Annotated in this window: 15 protein-coding genes; 9 read left to right on the plus strand and 6 right to left on the minus strand. The window is 45.9% G+C overall.

Annotated elements, in window-relative coordinates; all coding sequences use genetic code 11:
* Window positions 1–318: 318 nt before the first annotated feature.
* Window positions 319–1,107 carry an FkbM family methyltransferase gene (locus QUB12_RS16295; protein ID WP_333143027.1) on the minus strand — a complete coding sequence of 263 codons (789 nt, stop codon included), beginning with the start codon at window positions 1,105–1,107 and terminating at the stop codon, window positions 319–321.
* A 135-nt stretch (window positions 1,108–1,242) separates the two neighbouring features.
* On the opposite strand from QUB12_RS16295, the gene sat reads away from it, so the two are divergent.
* Both sat and QUB12_RS16305 read left to right on the plus strand, forming a co-directional pair.
* Window positions 1,243–2,424: a sulfate adenylyltransferase gene (gene sat, locus QUB12_RS16300; RefSeq protein WP_333143028.1), complete on the plus strand. Its 1,182-nt coding sequence runs from the start codon at window positions 1,243–1,245 to the stop codon at window positions 2,422–2,424.
* A gap of 207 nt (window positions 2,425–2,631) precedes the next feature.
* Entirely contained in the window at window positions 2,632–4,803 is a 2,172-nt protein-coding gene (locus QUB12_RS16305) for a caspase family protein (protein WP_333307632.1), read from the plus strand.
* A gap of 48 nt (window positions 4,804–4,851) precedes the next feature.
* On the opposite strand, the gene QUB12_RS16310 is transcribed toward QUB12_RS16305, so the two are convergent.
* Together QUB12_RS16310 and QUB12_RS16315 are read right to left on the minus strand one after the other, a co-directional pair.
* Window positions 4,852–5,412, minus strand: a complete 561-nt coding sequence (locus tag QUB12_RS16310; RefSeq protein ID WP_333207316.1) for a Uma2 family endonuclease — start codon at window positions 5,410–5,412, stop codon at window positions 4,852–4,854.
* Window positions 5,413–5,786: 374 nt separating this feature from the next.
* Window positions 5,787–7,100, minus strand: coding sequence for a valine--pyruvate transaminase (locus QUB12_RS16315; RefSeq protein ID WP_333143031.1), 1,314 nt, complete (start codon window positions 7,098–7,100; stop codon window positions 5,787–5,789).
* Between the two features lie 16 nt (window positions 7,101–7,116).
* Between QUB12_RS16315 and QUB12_RS16320 the strand changes: the two genes are divergently transcribed.
* From QUB12_RS16320 to QUB12_RS16335, 4 genes are all read left to right on the plus strand, one after another.
* Window positions 7,117–7,332, plus strand: a complete 216-nt coding sequence (locus QUB12_RS16320; protein WP_333143032.1) for a hypothetical protein — start codon at window positions 7,117–7,119, stop codon at window positions 7,330–7,332.
* A 355-nt stretch (window positions 7,333–7,687) separates the two neighbouring features.
* Entirely contained in the window at window positions 7,688–8,230 is a 543-nt protein-coding gene (locus QUB12_RS16325; protein WP_333207313.1) for a carboxymuconolactone decarboxylase family protein, read from the plus strand.
* Between the two features lie 6 nt (window positions 8,231–8,236).
* Window positions 8,237–9,457: an adenylate/guanylate cyclase domain-containing protein gene (locus QUB12_RS16330; protein ID WP_333307635.1), complete on the plus strand. Its 1,221-nt coding sequence runs from the start codon at window positions 8,237–8,239 to the stop codon at window positions 9,455–9,457.
* Window positions 9,458–9,907: 450 nt separating this feature from the next.
* Window positions 9,908–10,747 (plus strand): Tab2/Atab2 family RNA-binding protein, encoded by an 840-nt coding sequence (locus QUB12_RS16335; protein ID WP_333307638.1) that lies wholly within the window; start codon window positions 9,908–9,910, stop codon window positions 10,745–10,747.
* A gap of 283 nt (window positions 10,748–11,030) precedes the next feature.
* Here the strand turns inward: QUB12_RS16335 and QUB12_RS16340 are convergent, their stop codons facing one another.
* Window positions 11,031–11,240 (minus strand): hypothetical protein, encoded by a 210-nt coding sequence (locus QUB12_RS16340; protein WP_333307641.1) that lies wholly within the window; start codon window positions 11,238–11,240, stop codon window positions 11,031–11,033.
* 552 nt (window positions 11,241–11,792) lie between these two features.
* Here QUB12_RS16340 and QUB12_RS16345 point away from each other — a divergent pair.
* On the plus strand, window positions 11,793–12,665 hold the full coding sequence (locus QUB12_RS16345; protein WP_333307644.1) for an S-methyl-5'-thioadenosine phosphorylase: 873 nt from the start codon (window positions 11,793–11,795) through the stop codon (window positions 12,663–12,665).
* 325 nt (window positions 12,666–12,990) lie between these two features.
* Window positions 12,991–14,073, plus strand: coding sequence for an HNH endonuclease (locus QUB12_RS16350; protein ID WP_333143038.1), 1,083 nt, complete (start codon window positions 12,991–12,993; stop codon window positions 14,071–14,073).
* A gap of 89 nt (window positions 14,074–14,162) precedes the next feature.
* On the opposite strand, the gene QUB12_RS16355 is transcribed toward QUB12_RS16350, so the two are convergent.
* Window positions 14,163–15,386 carry a tetratricopeptide repeat protein gene (locus QUB12_RS16355; protein WP_333143039.1) on the minus strand — a complete coding sequence of 408 codons (1,224 nt, stop codon included), beginning with the start codon at window positions 15,384–15,386 and terminating at the stop codon, window positions 14,163–14,165.
* A 76-nt stretch (window positions 15,387–15,462) separates the two neighbouring features.
* On the opposite strand from QUB12_RS16355, the gene QUB12_RS16360 reads away from it, so the two are divergent.
* Window positions 15,463–15,954 carry a WbuC family cupin fold metalloprotein gene (locus QUB12_RS16360; protein ID WP_333143040.1) on the plus strand — a complete coding sequence of 164 codons (492 nt, stop codon included), beginning with the start codon at window positions 15,463–15,465 and terminating at the stop codon, window positions 15,952–15,954.
* A 169-nt stretch (window positions 15,955–16,123) separates the two neighbouring features.
* On the opposite strand, the gene QUB12_RS16365 is transcribed toward QUB12_RS16360, so the two are convergent.
* The gene (locus QUB12_RS16365) at window positions 16,124–16,621 is read right to left on the minus strand and encodes a hypothetical protein (RefSeq protein ID WP_333143041.1); all 498 of its coding nucleotides are present in this window, start codon (window positions 16,619–16,621) and stop codon (window positions 16,124–16,126) included.
* Between the last annotated feature and the right edge of the window lie 62 nt (window positions 16,622–16,683).

Below are 16,683 nucleotides of genomic sequence, written 5' to 3' on the forward strand. Positions count from 1 at the left end.
CCCTTCTTTTTCCCACCGCTAAGCGTGTTTTTGAACATACTCCGAGTCGTTGAATAGCGATTCTTGGTGGTACATATGTGGACATATTGGGTTTGGTTAGGTGAATTATTCCCGTATACACCAATTGTCGAATTTATCACGGAAATGTCTAAGAAAAGCCCGTCCTAGGGATTACTCCCATCCTGAGTCTGCGAAGGAATCAATCCAGGGGCCCGGCACTAAATTGCTTGATTGCCTGCCAGAGCTGATTGTAGAGAAATAAAAGTGATAGATTTGAATGGGATTCCTATCGACTTTGCCGTCAATTTATTCACCGCGCTAATTGGCAACACTTTGTTCGCGCTTTCCAGCGGAACGGAGTAGAGATGACTTAGTTTTTTCTATTGTTAGAAGCAAGTTAATCATTTGAAAACCCAGCCAGTCTTTATACGGAATTTTACATCGATTCGTATTGATAAATAAGAAGTCACAGGTATCCATGTCAGGGAACAGGTATGAAAATGGGATACAGATAAAACCCAATCTTTTTAACCTGTTGGTAATTTTGTTAACTTCCTCAGCGCTAATAGAACCTGGCATAAAATCGTGAAACTCTATAGTTATCTGCTTAACATTGCAGAGCGTGGCATCGCTAGTTGAGTTAAAAACGGCTTCTTCAGCACCTTCAATATCTATCTTCAACAAATCAACTAACTCGATGCTCTGGTTGTTCAGAAAAGTTTCTAAAGTGATACCATCCACTGATATCTCTCCCTGAAGGCCGTAGACACTAGCAGCTTCCTGACTAATACTGTTACATTCTCGATTATCTGAAACATATATTTTTAATGGCTCATTTCGGTCTGATATAGCATAATTAAACTTTTTAACTAAGCCATTCTCTGGGAGTTGAGAATACACAGAAGGAACTGCTTCTATTGCGTAACACCTACAATTGAATTCGCGAGTTATCGCTTCGCTAAATTGACCGACATTGGCGCCTAAATCGATCACTAAAGAGTCAGAGCCGAGGATTTTAGAATAAATAGTATGAGTTTTGAGATTGCTCAAGCCTGAATGCTCTTGCCAGAAATCGATAGATTTCACTAATAAATTATAAAGTGTCATAAGTGGCGGAATAAATTATGGTTGATACCAACATTAAAAACCATGTGTGCCGACTGAGGGAGGAAAATTAATTAATTGTAACAATACTTTGGTAGGATATACTCTGGCAGCTAAAACCCACAACTTCAAATCGACATGAGCCAGCATTCAGACCGCATTGCCCCTCACGGCGGCACCCTGGTCAACCGCATTGCCACACTAGACCAGAGACAAGAATTTTTCGATAAAGCAGAGTCCCTGCCGCGAGTCCAGTTGTCGGATCGATCGATCTCCGACCTGCAAATGATCGCCATCGGCGCCCTGAGTCCCCTCAAAGGGTTCATGAACGAAGCGGATTATCGATCGGTCGTTAAACAAATGCGCCTCTCCAACGGCCTTCCGTGGTCGGTTCCCATCACCCTCTCGGTAACAGAAGAAGTCGCCGCCCCCCTGAAAGCAGGAACTTTAGTGCGCCTCGACACCCCGGCGGGCAAATTTGTCGGGCTCTTGGAACTTGCAGAAAAATATCACTACAGTAAAGAAGAAGAAGCCCTCAACGTCTACCGCACCGACGACCTCAAACACCCGGGTGTCCAGGTAGTAGACAAATCCGGGCCCGTTAACCTCGCAGGCGACATTTGGCTGCTGGAACGCGAACTAGATGTCCGCTTTCCCCAATACCAAATTGACCCGGCGAAATCGAGAATGCTGTTCACAGAAAAAGGATGGAAAACCATAGTCGGTTTCCAAACCCGAAACCCCATCCACCGCGCACACGAATACATCCAAAAATGCGCCTTAGAAACAGTAGACGGCTTGTTCCTGCACCCGCTAGTCGGGACGACTAAGGATGACGACATCGCCGCTGACGTGCGGATGCGCTGCTACGAAATTCTGCTAGAAAAATACTACCCAAAAGATCGCGTAATTTTGGCAATTAATCCGGCGGCGATGCGCTACGCCGGGCCGCGAGAAGCAATTTTTCATGCTTTAATCCGCAAAAACTACGGCTGCACTCACTTTATCGTGGGGCGCGATCACGCGGGAGTTGGCGATTATTACGGGACTTACGATGCCCAACATATTTTTGATGAATTTGAGCCGGGAGAATTGGGAATTGTGCCGATGAAATTCGAGCACGCTTTCTATTGCAAACTGACGGAACAAATGGCTACAACTAAAACAAGCCCAAGCACTCCCGAACAACGGGTGCATTTGTCGGGAACCAAAGTTCGGGAAATGCTGCGCGCTGGAAAATTGCCGCCGCCGCAGTTTTCCCGGCCGGAAGTCGCCGCAGAATTAGCCAAGGCCATGAATATTTTCAATTACGAGATTTAAATCTTGAAGATTGGTGTGGGCGACATTCTGCATAGTTTTGAATTTTGAGTTTTGAGTTTTAAATGGGAAATTTTAAACTTAAAGCTCAAAAGTTAAAACTTAAAAACTCCCTTAATCCTAAACAGTCACAATCTAATTAATTCCCCTAAAATTAGTGAGGGGAATTTAACTTAAAATTCAACGCTTAAAATTCAAAGCTATTTAAAAATGGGACTCAAGCGGCGGGAATTTTTGCAGCAAGCTGGCCGGGTGCTGGCCGCCATCGGCATCAGCGAGGCTTTGTGGCTGCCGTTGGGCTCGCGCTACCTCCAAGCCTTAGCGCAGCCGACAGCCAGGAAATTGGCTTTGTTGGTTGGCGTTGACAAATATCCAGACTCGCCCCTGCACGGCTGCGTCACGGATGTGGAAATGCAGCGGGAACTGCTGATATATCGGTTTGGGTTTGTGCCCTCGGACATTTTGACTTTGACTGACGCTCAAGCTACGAGGGAAAATATCGAGACGGCTTTTGTGACTCACTTGGGCGAACAAGCAAAACCCGGTGACGTGGTAGTTTTTCACTTTAGCGGCCGCGGTAGCCGAGTCAGTTTGGCCGAGTCTCCTGGAAAAATGCAAAACAGTTTGGTGCCGGCGGATGATGTTTTGCCGCTGTTAGCAAACCGGGCGGTGAACGATATTTTAGAGGAAACGCTGTTATTGTTGATGCGATCGCTCGCGACAGAAAATGCGATCGCCATCCTCGACACCAGCTACACCTATCCGGGTTTCCCCAAAAACGGTAACTTTCGCATTCGCTCCCGCCCCCGCCCCACCATCGGCGAGCTGGGTATCGCAGAATTAACGTTTGCCCAAGACCTCCGATCCCGCCCAAATCTCCGCCCTGCGGCAGCCCTACTTGCCGCAGGCGCGAATTCCCAACTCGCCGCCGAACAAGAGTGGAACGGATTTACCGCAGGTCTGTTTACCTACGCCCTCACCCAAACTTTGTGGTGGGCAACTCCCGCTAGCAGCTTCAGCGTCAGTTTCAGCCGCGCGGCGGGTAATGTCGAGCAAATCGCGGGGTTATCGCAGCAACCGCAAATTCTTAATCACGATTTAACAACCGCGCCGGCGGTGAATTTTTCAAATTTAATCTTCAATTCCCCTGCATCTGACGGCGCTGTGACGGCGGTGGAAGAGGGGGGCAAAACTGTGCAGTTGTGGCTGGGCGGGTTGTCGCCCTCGGTTTTGGAGTGCTCCGAGGGTTCTGTGTTTGCAGTGGATTCCTCCGAGGGCGCGAGGCTTTTGCTGCGGGGACGCACGGGCCTCTCTGCTAAAGCCCAAGTTTTAGACGGGTTCGATCGAACTTTCGGCCAATTAGCAGTCGGCGAACTGGTGAGGGAAGAAATTCGGGTATTGCCACGAAACATCGGTTTGACAGTAGCTTTGGACTCAGGTTTGGAACGCATCGAGCGCGTGGACGCTACCAGCGCCTTTGCGACTGTGCCACAAGTTTCGGCGGTAGGCAGTGAGCAATGGGCTGACTGTCGGTTCGGCAGAGTCCCGGAAACAACTTTAGCCGAAACAGTCTCGGCTCACGAGCCTGCTTTGTATCAAAGCCGTTACGGTTTGTTTTCTTTGGCTCAAATGCTGATTCCCGATACTGAGGGCGACGGGGGAGAAGCAGTTAAGGTGGCGGTGCAGCGCTTGACTCCGCAGTTGAAAGCGCTGCAGGCTGGGAAGTTGCTGCGGCTGACAGCCAATGAGGGGTCTTCGCGCCTGAAGGTGCGGGCGGTTCTGGCAACTACCGCACCGCAAGCGCGGGCTGTGGCGCAGCGAGAGCCTGTGCGGGCCGGCGGTGATTATCGGCTGGAACCGCTGAGCGGGGAAAGTGAGAAATCGGCAAGCGCTCATATACTAAGTTTGCCAGAGGGCAGCCGAGTTCGCTACAGATTGTATAACGACAGCGATCGCCCGGTTTACTTTGCGGTGTTTTGCTCGGACAGCGCCGGACGGCTGTCAGCGATCGGCGCTGAGAGCAAAGAGTCTGTGGGAGTTATGTCGCGGGCGATCGCTCCTGGGGAGAATTTGACTCTACCGGCGGCTGGGGGGAGCGGGTGGGCGGTATCGGGGCCGATCGGACTTGCGGAAACTATGATTATATTTAGTGAGAGTTCCTTCGCTCAAACTCTGGCTGCAATAGAAGCCGAAATGCAGCAAACGAGGGATGCCCTGCCAATTCGAGTGTTGTTGAATCCTTTAAAGGTGGCGCGGGCGGTACTCGAAGATTTGCACGCGGCTAGCATTCCGGGGGTACAGAAAGTGGGGATATCAACGGATGATTTGGCTTTGGATGTGAATGTTTGGGCAACTCTGAGTTTTGTTTATCGGGTTGTTTAATTGAAAAATGGGGACTTGGGAATGTTTTCTATAACCTATAATCCGAATCTATCCCAGTACGAAATCGATATTCACTTCCAAATCAGGAAAGGCGAGCGACGCAACTTGTTGACCCCGCCAAAATTTTTGGATTAAACTGTAACCATTCGGAGTTGGCTGGCGGTAAACTTCTAAACATTGTGCCTCTATATCTACTAGCCAAACTTCTTGAATTAGCGATCGAGCGTAAATCAGAACTTTCACATCTCGATCGTAATCAACCGTGCTATCGGATACTTCTACCAACAGCAAAACTTCTGACGGTACTGGATGTGCTGTTGAATAGTAATCAGCCCGGGGTTGCAGCAATACTATATCAGGTTGAGGTTCGGTTCGCTCGCTCAACTGGATGGGGTTTTGCACATCCAGAAAAGCCCGGTTACTGGGAATTTCGCTGAACAGTCCGATGAATCGTCTCACACAGGAAGCATGACGAGTTCCAATTGCTGCCATTTGGATAAGTTCTCCTTCTATCAGTTCTACCCGATCGCCCTCGGAAAGAATACCAGCTTTGCCCATTAAATGATATTCTTCTACGGTCAACAACCTTTTGAGTAATTGCACTGCCATAACCTACCGCGCTGCTAATTATTATTTTTTAAATTGTAGTCGATCTGCCAAGGAAGAAGTCAATCGATTTTAGATTTTAGATTTTAGATTTTAGATTAAAGCATTGACCCCACAGATCAATTCGGGGGGCAAGTTTCATCGGATACAGGTTTTTTATTTCTGGACGGATGAATCACGTGGCCGGTATCCTGGATGCTTTCGGTCATTATCATCGGTAACTGATAATTGGTAATTGGTAACTTGTAATGCCCTTCGACTTACTCCGGCTACGATCAGCACGAGTCGCTCAGGAACCGCGTACCCGAAGTATTGGGAATGTTAACAGTCAACTGTCAACTGTCAACTGTCAACTGCCAACTGCCAACTGCCAACTGTCAACTGTCAACTGACTGATAAAGCTTTTCTACCATTTGAGCCAAGCGTTTCATGGCAGTTTCAATCTCATCATTTGTTGCAGTCAAACTGATGCGTAAACACTCATGTTTGTGCTGCCAATCTTCCCGCAAACCGGGGAAGAAAGAACTTCCTGGCACGACAATTACGCCGACTTTTTTCAACTCTTGATACAGTTCCCAATCAGTCATTGGCAAATCTTTCAGCCACAACCATGCGAAAATTGCTCCTTCGCCCCGGTGCAAAAACCACGGCAAATCTTTCGGCATTGCTTGTTCTAGGGTGCTTTCTACGATCGCAAATTTGCTTTGATAGTACGGCCGAATTACGTTGATGGAAATGTCGGCAAGAGCGCCGGAAGCAATGGCACGAGTTGCGATCGCCTGTCCGTATCTCGGCGAATGAATGCACATATTGGTCTGAAAACATTCTAATATTTGAATGATTTTTTCATCGCCGATCGCAATTCCGATTCTTTCTCCCGGCAATCCGGCTTTCGACAAACTCATACAGTGCACGATATTGCCGCCAAAAATCGGCGTCATTTCGGTAAAATTCAAGGACGGGAACGGAGGGCCGTAGGCGGAATCCACGAACACCGGCACGTCGAAAGCGGCTGCTAAATCGGCAATTTTCTTAACTTCGTCGTCGGTGAGAACGTTGCCGGTGGGGTTGCAGGGACGGGAAAAAATGACGCAACCAGTGGTTTGGTCGATCGACAGTTGGCTGAAATCCGGGCGGTATTTGAACCTGTGAGCAGCCGCATCAATATCGAGGGTAGGTTTGCAGGCGACTACCGCTTCGGGAATCAAGCTAACGCCGCCGTAACCGGTGTAGTCTGGGCTCAGCGGTAGCACGATATTTTTAAGGCTACCCCCCCTAGCCCCCCCTTGGTAAGGGGGGGATGGGGGGGGTGTAGTGTAGCCGCCGAAAGCGTTGGCTGCGTAGAAGTAAATCGATTGACTTCCGGGAGTAATTAGGATATTGCGATCGGTCAAATTGAGTCCGTAACGCTGGTTAAAATCCGTCCGCACCGCATCAATCAACGGCTGATAACCTTGACTGGAACCGTAGCGACAAACAACCTCGCCGTATTCCGGGCTGGCCAAAAGTTCCGCAGTGCAGTCGCGCCACAACTGCTCGACTTCCGGCAAAATTACCGGATTTCCGGCGCTCAAATTGATAAACTCCTGCCCGCTGCCGGCTCTGAGAGTTTCAATAATATCTTTCATAATTGCCCGAACTCCCGTGAGGTGGGACATCTGAGCGCCAAATTGAGTCAGGGCAGGGTTCATAGCAAATGCAGCGACAATGATAGAAGTTTACAGTTTACCCATAATAACTCCAGTCGCAGGCGTTAGCCTAGCTTATCTGGGGCATGGATTGTCGATCGAGCTTCTGATTAATTCAATAAACTCGATCGCACAGCGTTTTGTTTTTCCCCTGTACGCGCGCCGGAGCATAAGATTTAGGGCATTTGTGGAGCCGGAGCGATCGATCGAACAGTGTTTTTTGCCTAAAAATTAGCGAACGGAACAGCATTATCTAATTCAATAGTTTGGGTAAGATTTCACACCGTCGCGCCTCATGAATTGCCCATACTTGACAGCAGCCATTGGAAACATCTAAGATTAGCACTATAACCCGATCGCAACATAATTTTCTTGGCTCCGGTTACTGCTATAATTGCAGGTTTAATCCAGCCTCAATAATCAGATTTGTTGCTCGCTCATTTTCATGATTCGCGGTTTGCTGACAGCGGTGCATTTTTCATCAATCCGACTAAAGCCAAGATAGCTCGTAAGGTCGCCCTTTGAGTGGCGTTACATAACAAATACCTAAATCCCAACCCAAATTAACTGCCGTCAAGTTCAACACAACAATGACACACTTTCCACTTATAGAATACGAGCAACTTACAGATCCTAAAGCCAAAGCAGTGTACGAAGAAATATTGACAGACTTGGGGTTTGGCATCGTCCCCAACCTGTTCAAGTCAATGGCAATCAACCCTGACATATTAGAAGCAAATTGGAAAAAATTCCGGGGAACAATCCTGCAAGGAGACTTACCCCGCACGCTTAAAGAAATGGTCGGCGTCGCTATTTCCCAATCAAATAATAGCGAGTACGCTCTCCAAGTTCACCTGCACGGATTGTCAGCGTTGGGGATGAGCGAAGAAATCCTGCGAACCCTAGTTTCTGACTTTGCCAACTGCCCTTTGCCAAAACGTGATAAAGCCGTAATTACCTTTGGCTTGCTTGCTGCTACTAAACCCCTGGAAGTGACAGAAACTCATTACCAAAACCTGCGGGATTTAGGGCTAGATGATTCTGAAATATTTGAGATTATTGCAACAGCCGACCTGTTTAGCTTTGTCAACCGATATACGGATTCAATAGCCCTCGAAATAGATGCTTTGTAATCTATATTGTATACCCCTATTATGGGCGATCGGCTAGAAGATCAAGATCGAGAAGAGCTTCTGTTGACAGCCCGCCATTTGTTAGCAGAAGCTCAAGCGCTTTCCATCCGCATTTCCGCCGTCAATGAAATTGCCACTGCCATTAACCGCACCCTCGATCTGGGCCAAATTTTGCGGGTAGTAGGTAAGCAAGCCAAATGGCTGCTGGACTTTGAACACTGTAGCGTTTGCCTGCACAGCACTAATGCTTGCATGACCTTATTTGGCCCGCATATCCCTGTAGATATTTCAGCCCTGACAGAGGGCGGCCCTATTAAGAAAGCTTTCACAACACGTCAACCTCAATTAATTCAAGAAGCGGGTGCTACTGCTATTTTATCCCCCTACGCTTCGCAAATTATCCTTCCCTTGGAAAGCGAAGGTAAGGTTTTAGGAACCATTAATTTTGCCACAACAAAGCCGGGGGCTTACACTCAAGAAGACTTGCGGATTGGCTATCTTTTGGCTTTGCAACTATCCTCAGCCATCCGCAATGCTGAACGCTTTAAAGAGATAAATAACCTGTATTCCGAGCTCGATGCCGAAAAGCACAAATCTGACCAGCTACTGTTGAATGTGCTCCCGCTTGAAATTGCCGATGAACTCAAAAATAACGGCAAAGTGGAACCACTTTATTATGATAGCGTATCGGTTTTATTTACTGACTTTAAAGGCTTTACTCAGTTATCTGAAAAAATGACGCCGCGAGAGTTAGTTGACGAACTAGACTATTGTTTTTCTTATTTCGATCGCGTGATGGATAAATACTCTATGGAAAAACTGAAGACTATTGGCGACAGCTATATGTGCGCGGCGGGAATTCCTACGCCTCGCCCAACACACGCCTTTGACGCTGTACTTGCTGCCATAGAAATTCGACAGTTCATGGATTTGAGAAAAATACAGAAAGCTCAACAAAATATTCCTTATTGGGATATCCGCATTGGCATTCATTCAGGCCCAATACTTGCTGGGGTAATTGGGAATAAAAAGTTTTCCTATGATGTCTGGGGAGATACAGTTAATACTGCATCTCGGATGGAATCTTCCGGCGTCCCTGGAAATATCAATATCTCTCAGGAAACGTTTGAATTAGTTAGAGATTTTTTTGAATGCGAATACCGAGGAAAAATTTATGCTAAAAATAAAGGCGAGTTGGATATGTATTTGGTTCACCATCTTAAATAAATTTGGGAATGGCTAATTGCTAAGGGAGGATGGCTAAGCGAGCCATACGATTTTAGATTTTAGATTTTAGATTTTAGATTTTAGAAGGGGGAATTACTGATTATTAGCACGGTTTGGATCGCTGGCCTACAGTTGCAGTTTTTTTAACGGGTGTAAGATATTGCAATCCTTGCAGGAGTCGTAAATTTTTTACCCCACCCCAACCCTCCCCTTATAAAGGCGAGGGAGTAAGAAATTCACAAATGATGCGAGGATGGCTATATCGCTCGTTGTAAATTTTTTACCCCACCCCAACCCTCCCCTTTATAAGGGGAGGGAGTAAGAAATTCACAAATGATGCGAGGATGGCTATATCGCTCGAAGTTTTTTTTTCAAAGTTCGGTATTGTATCGGATTGTCACCAGGCTATATTAAAATTATCGAGTTGTATATTTTATTTTTTAATTATTTATGCGTATTTGGCAAGCTGATTTTTACCGCCGCCCTCTCCAAGACGAAACTGGCAAACCACAGTGGGAACTCTTAATTTGCGACTCGGAAGGCAGTTTTCAATTTAGCGCTGTTTGCCGCCAGGGGGACGCAAATTCCACTTGGCTAGCCTCGCAGTTGCAGCAGCAAGCTCAAACTCAGAATTTGCCAGATTTGATTGAAGTATTTAGGCCTCAGTCTCTGGGCTTAATTGAGGCTGCAGGCAAAGTTTTGGGTGTAAAGGTGGAAGCGACGCGGCGCACTGCGGCTCTGAAATTGCTGCTGCAACAACGCGCCAAAGAATATTCGAGTATGCCTAATTATACAGGTGAAACTTACAGTGCGATCGCCCTCGACTCGCCGCCGCCCGTACCCTTACCCGAAAACCTCTGGGGCGATGGCTGGCGTTTTGCTTCCCTACCCGCCGGCGACATTGAAGAGGCTTTCCAAGGGCGTCCCCTGCCAATTTTGGAAATGCCAGAATTGCTGTTACCGCTGAATTTGGGCTTGGCCTCAACAGTACCCGTACCGGGAGTTGTGATTGACGGCGGACGCCAGTCTATGCGGTTGGCTAGATGGCTTCAGGATGCCAAACCTTTCGCTTTGAATTATATTGCTGGAGAACCAGACGGATTGATATTGGAAGCTGGGTTAGTAGATAGGTGGGTTGTGGCTACTTTTGAAGATAGCGAAGTGAAAGCGGCCGCCCAAATTTACCAACAGCGCAAGCAATTAAGTAAAGGATTGCATTTTTTGTTAGTGCAGCCCGATGATAGTGGCATGACTTATACAGGCTTTTGGCTGTTGAATTTTGAGCGATAAGATGTAATATCAATTCCGGTTGCACGAGCGAAATGATTGTTGACTGTTGACTGCTAACTGTAGAAGGAGGGGTCGCAAAACTGAATGGTTGAGTGTTAAATGTTGACTCGATTTTATTAATTCCGATGCAACCGGAAACGATAGAAATAATATTATTTGTGATGTTGAGCAATCGCGCGCCGAAAAATAGTAAAACAGCGCTCGAACGCAGTTTTAGCAGATACAGACTCAGACACAAATTTTAAAACACCTTCTTGATCTCGCAAGAGCTCGTGCTGCAAATTTATTCTACAACTAAAATCAATCCGTTTTGGATGCCCTGACACACTCGGTTGATGTGACACTGGTCTTTTTCGTTAAGACCTTTCTGGGCTAGCATTGCTGATTTCAGCAGTCGTCTATCAAGGGGGGTAATCTGGCGAAAAGCAAAGATGCGCTCGACGATCGCCTCGATCGAGATTTTGGGGAGGTTAGCAGAGCTGACTGTCATCATAAAAATGGGTAGAAACCCCGTGCTTTGAGCACGGCTTTACATTAATTTAAATCCCTCGCGGGGTGGAGGGGTATGGTTGCCCCTCCGATGAGGTATGGTTGCCTCAAACTCCCATTTCTGGGGTAAAGTTAGCTTCGCCAAGGTTTTCTGAGCTTGCGCCGGCTAGCAGCACTACTTCAGTGACCTTAAAGTTGTTTAACTACTAGCGACAGAGCAGGGGACTAGCTTCGCATCCGCCCGGTGTCGTGACTCAAAAAACGTAGTCAGTTAAGACTTAGGCTGGTCAGGACGGCTTGTTAAATTTCTCTTTCAAGCCTCATGCCTTTAGGCTGAGGTTCCTGACGACCTTAACACGCTAAAAGTTGATAACAGAACTGTGTACCTTTATTTTTAAAGATTTTGTGAAGGTACTTTGTGATTAATATCACATATATTTCGTGACAAAATAGTGTATGTGGAGTGACTGTTGTCACGAAATCTTCAATTATCTTTACGTCAACTTAACGATGGCCCGATAGAATCACTGTGGTAAAACTCAGGCAGAAAGTAAAAATGGCACAAGCAAAAATCGGAATTATCGGCGGCAGCGGTTTGTATAAAATGGAGGCCCTCAAGGATATTGAAGAGGTGAAAATTGATACACCTTTTGGAGCGCCATCCGATGCCGCAATTGTGGGAACATTGGACGGTACGCCGGTAGCATTTCTGGCTAGACACGGCCGCAACCACACTTTTTTGCCCTCAGAAGTGCCTTACCGAGCAAATATTTATGCCATGAAGAGTTTGGGAGTTGAGTATTTAATCTCAGCGTCGGCGGTTGGTTCCCTGAAAGCAGAGGCGAAACCTTTAGATATGGTAGTGCCGGATCAGTTTATCGATCGCACAAAAAATCGAGTTTCTACCTTTTTTGGAGAAGGAATTGTTGCTCACATCACATTCGGCGATCCGGTTTGCGGCGAATTGGCGAAAGTATTGGCAAGTGCGATCGAATCCTTGAACCTCCCCGACGTTAACCTCCACCGGGGCGGCACTTACGTCTGCATGGAAGGCCCCGCATTTTCCACAAAAGCAGAATCAAACCTTTACCGCAGTTGGGATGCCACAGTCATTGGGATGACAAATTTGCCGGAAGCAAAATTAGCCAGAGAAGCTGAAATTGCCTACGCAACTTTAGCATTAGTCACAGACTACGACTGCTGGCATACCGAACACGACAGCGTAACTGTAGAAATGGTAATAGCAAATCTGCACCGCAATGCAGAGAATGCTCAAAAAGTCATTCAAGAAACAGTCCGTAGACTAACAGAAAATCCCCCAGTATCTGATGCACATTCTGCTTTGAAATATGCAATTCTGACTCGGCTAGATCAAGTGCCGGCCGCAACTAAGGAGAAAATGGGCTTGCTATTGCAGAAATATTTGTAGTAGTTGTAGGTTGGGTTGAGGAACGAAACCCAACCCATTACATCATGTCCGATCGATGGGCTGCACTAAAATTAGTTTGTAGTGTGGACTTTAGTCCGCAATATGTGATAGACTCGAATTCCACCACAAATTAGGAATACAGCAAACTAGCAAGCTATCGATCGGTGTGATATCATTTCCGGCAGCATCGGAATGAGATCGTAGCGATTGCGATTGCTTCGCTAAAAGCTCGCAATGACATATGTCAAATCTTAAATGATATCATAAGGAGTGTAAATGGATTTGATATGATTGAATAGCTCGTGAAATACAAGGAGTCAGAAACGTGCAAGATAGTCACAATATTAATGAAGTGATTTTTGTAGAGAGGGATACTCAAATTTTCAATATCTCTGACACTAAAACCAGGCTTTCAACACTGCAAAATTATTTTTTCCCTCGGCTAGAGACGTTACTGCGTTATACCCTTGATGTTGTGGCGCTAGTCTACGATGTGAATCCATACGAGAGAATGACTTTTGCCTACTCTCCAAGTCATCGAGATAAAGCAAAGGAGAACAAAGACTATGGCTTTGTTCATATTGGAATTATTGCAAAACGGGGTGAGAAACCGCTCAAAATTCTCAAGAGAAATGGACAGCCATTCTTTCATCATCCCACTTATCTGACGTTTAAGGTATTTCCTAGTGGAACAATTCATGCTGAGCTAATGCCATTTCGTCAAGGCGTAGATGATGCTTACGTGGCAAGAATTTCCCAACTTGTCGCTAAGTATAGCGAGGTTTTAATGCCACTATTATCGGTAGCACGTATTTCACATACGACGTATAATCCTGAATTTGAAGTTCTGCCTCTTCATCAGGCAATTGTGCCTGATGAAGTAGGATCAGATGCTATAAGGTTGATATCACCAAAATACTACTTTCCTGTCAGGCGAGGGCGAGGATTGTATGAAATAGTTATTGCATTCATCCTCTTATACGCTTTAGGAGAATCATTTATTTGTATTGGTGAAGGACGAGAACCTCAGCTTGAAAATAGGCTTGAGCAATTCAAAGAATTTTATTTAGATAGTAGAAATCCCGAAACTGACATAGAAACAGAAGAAACCGAGGAGGAAGATTTTGATTCTTCAGAAATGCCTGAACTAGACAGTTATTCTTTTGTGAGAGCAGGTAAATGGTGGACTGTACTTGCTAGAGATAAATGGAAATGTCTTAGCTGTGGTAGATCGGCACGGGAAGATGGAGTTTTATTGGAAGTTGACCACATTATCCCCCGTTCAAAAGGTGGTTCTGACCATATGAGTAATCTACAAACTCTTTGCAAAAAGTGTAATATTGGCAAAAGTAATCGAGACAGCACAAGACTTTGTGTGACTTCTGATGAATTGATAGATCGAATGTAGATAGCGTAATTTTTCGGTGCGTGACTTTTATTAGTCACCCGTGATAAATTTGAAATGATTTGTGGTCACGCAGCCTACAATTACAGCTATTAACTTATCAACTGCTTGAATGCCTCATGTTCGCGAATCTTCTCCAAATCAGCTTCACTTTTTGCCAACTCTTTACACACATTCGGATTCAGATTGAGGGCGCGCTTTAAATTTTCAATTGCTAATTCAATTTTACCTTGTAGTGCATAACATCGGGCTTTGTTGTACCAAATTCTGTAAAAGTCAGGTCGGATTTTAGCAGCATTGTCGTAGGAAGCGATCGCCGCTTCGTATTTTTGCAATTTGGAGAGTGCAACGCCTCGATTGTTCCAAGCGTCAGTATAATCATTTTTAATTTGTAGGGCTTGATTGTAAGAAATTACTGCTTGTTCGTACTCCTGCATTTTGGAAAAAGCAACGCCTCGGTTGTTCCAAGCATCGGCATAATCGGGTTTGGCTTGAATTGCTTGTTCGTAACAGCCGATCGCCTCCTGGTACTTCTGCAACTCCAACAATACCACGCCTCGATTGTTCCAAGCATCGGGATAATTCGGACGAATTGTAGTAGCTTGTTCGTATGAGGCGATCGCCTCTGGATACCGCTGCATTCTCGTCAGCACTACTCCTCGGTTATTCCAAGTATCGGCTAAATCCGGCTGAATTTGCAGGGCCTGATCGTAAGCGGCGATCGCATCTTGATAACGGTTTTCAAAGAAACAAGCATCTCCCTGTTTAGCATAGTCGGCGGCCGTCAATAACTGTTGGTAATTGCCGTAGTTAACCGGAGCAAATTCTTGAATTTGGGCATCGGGGAATAAAAGGTCTGTTTCTGCATCCGCCGAGTGACTTTGGTGTTGAATTTCGCCTAAGATAGTTTCAGCGTCGGAAATTAATAGTTTTAATTGAGAGATTGTATCGTAATGGAGACTTTCAATTTCTTGGCGAGCAATTGTTGTCTGCTTGGACAATTTGCTCAACAGAAACCACACCCCGACTCCGGCTGCTGTCGGAAACAAAGTTAGGGCAATTATCAGCCCGTTAAGCAATACCGCCGTGCGCCCGAAAGCAATGTCAACTTCTTCTTGAACTCGATCGTGAATTTCTTCTTTAAGTTGCTGCTGTGAGAATTCCTGCTGAACCAACAGTGCCGCCGTCGGTTCAGATGCAAAAACGGTATTGGCGCAGACTAGAATAGTCGAAAGGGCGATCGGGCTAATAATTTTTCTAAAGATACTTGACAAACGCATTGCCTTAGTGATACGCACCTGAGTTGCGATTTCCATGTGTCAAGAGATGCTGATAACGATGATCCCAGACTAGCCCATTTGTTCACAAACTCTTAAATACAGGATATCTGTTGTGCAGTCCCCTCCGATCAAATTGCTGACGCAAGAATTGCTAGACGAAGTTGCCGCTTCCTCCCGCCGCAGTCCCCGCCAGCGACAAAATTACAATTTCCATGATTTGTCTGAAAAGGTGCAGCGGTTTGTCAACGTGCTGCAACCAGGCACTTACGTCCGGCCTCACCAACACCTGCGCCCGCCTGCAGTTAACGGTTTTGAGTTTTTTGTGGTGATTCAAGGAGAAGTCGGTATTGTTATTTTGAACGAAAACGGTCAAATCCTGCGATCGTTGCGAGTCAGCGCGGCCGGCCCGACTCGCGCTGTCGAACTGCCAGAGGGCACTATTCACACGTTAGTAGCTTTGACACAGGATACTGTGATTTTGGAGTTTAAGGAAGGGCCTTACGACGTGGCGGCTGATAAAGACTTTTTGGCAAGTTTTCCTGCGGAGGGAACTGCGGCGGCGCGAAAATTAGTCCTGATTTGGGAAGCGGAATTTAACAGTTGACAGTTGACAGTTGACTGTTGACAGTTGACAGTTGACAGTTGACAGTTGACTGTTAAAAATCTAAAATCTAAAATCTAAAATCTAAAATCGATCGACTGTTGACTGTTAAAAATCTAAAATCTAAAATCTAAAATCTAAAATCTAAAATCTAAAATCTATGGGCTGATTACTAATTACTGATAAATCTAATTGTCGTCATCCGATTGTATAAATCCGGGGCGGTGCGAATGATTTTTCTCAGAAGCTCATCCGTCACCCAAAAGACGAGGGGAAACGAAAATGTTTTGCTGAATTCGCTGCATAGTAGGTTGGTAGAAACGAGCAATCGATCGATGGGCTGCACTGATTCCAAACCGAGGAGCATTAAAGCTGGAGGCTGTTCCCCGTCTATTTCTGCTGCGATTGTCGTGTAAAGAGTTGTAGCCGATTTGGGCAAAAACAGTTGCCGGGGTTTCACGGGACAATTTACTTGCAGCCGATCGACTATTTGCTGCCGCAAAGCCAGCGAGTTGCAGTTGACTAAAACGAAAGAAAAGTAACCTTGGGAAAGACGGAGCGCCCGAATTAAAGTTGAGAACGACCGCTCGTTATATTTAGCTGAGTCGTACTTAGCTGCATCCTCTTTAGCTGTATTTTCTGAGCTTTTCTCGACAAACATAAATTGCATATTTTTTATCTAGTTTTAGAGGTTTTCTAGATTAAATGATGTTTCTAAAGAAAATGTGAAGA

The organism is Microcoleus sp. B7-D4 (assembly GCF_036705125.1).
Classification (GTDB): Bacteria; Cyanobacteriota; Cyanobacteriia; order Cyanobacteriales; family Microcoleaceae; genus Microcoleus.

Bases quoted from the DNA above. Each gene is read 5' to 3' on its own strand.
- QUB12_RS16320 (WP_333143032.1), top strand. From the start codon at position 7,117: ATGATAGAAGTTTACAGTTTACCCATAATAACTCCAGTCGCAGGCGTT.
- QUB12_RS16355 (WP_333143039.1), bottom strand. From the start codon at position 15,386: ATGGAAATCGCAACTCAGGTGCGTATCACTAAGGCAATGCGTTTGTCA.
- sat (WP_333143028.1), top strand. From the start codon at position 1,243: ATGAGCCAGCATTCAGACCGCATTGCCCCTCACGGCGGCACCCTGGTC.
- QUB12_RS16365 (WP_333143041.1), bottom strand. From the start codon at position 16,621: ATGCAATTTATGTTTGTCGAGAAAAGCTCAGAAAATACAGCTAAAGAG.
- QUB12_RS16305 (WP_333307632.1), top strand. From the start codon at position 2,632: ATGGGACTCAAGCGGCGGGAATTTTTGCAGCAAGCTGGCCGGGTGCTG.
- QUB12_RS16335 (WP_333307638.1), top strand. From the start codon at position 9,908: ATGCGTATTTGGCAAGCTGATTTTTACCGCCGCCCTCTCCAAGACGAA.
- QUB12_RS16310 (WP_333207316.1), bottom strand. From the start codon at position 5,412: ATGGCAGTGCAATTACTCAAAAGGTTGTTGACCGTAGAAGAATATCAT.
- QUB12_RS16295 (WP_333143027.1), bottom strand. From the start codon at position 1,107: ATGACACTTTATAATTTATTAGTGAAATCTATCGATTTCTGGCAAGAG.
- QUB12_RS16315 (WP_333143031.1), bottom strand. From the start codon at position 7,100: ATGAACCCTGCCCTGACTCAATTTGGCGCTCAGATGTCCCACCTCACG.
- QUB12_RS16325 (WP_333207313.1), top strand. From the start codon at position 7,688: ATGACACACTTTCCACTTATAGAATACGAGCAACTTACAGATCCTAAA.
- QUB12_RS16345 (WP_333307644.1), top strand. From the start codon at position 11,793: ATGGCACAAGCAAAAATCGGAATTATCGGCGGCAGCGGTTTGTATAAA.
- QUB12_RS16340 (WP_333307641.1), bottom strand. From the start codon at position 11,240: ATGATGACAGTCAGCTCTGCTAACCTCCCCAAAATCTCGATCGAGGCG.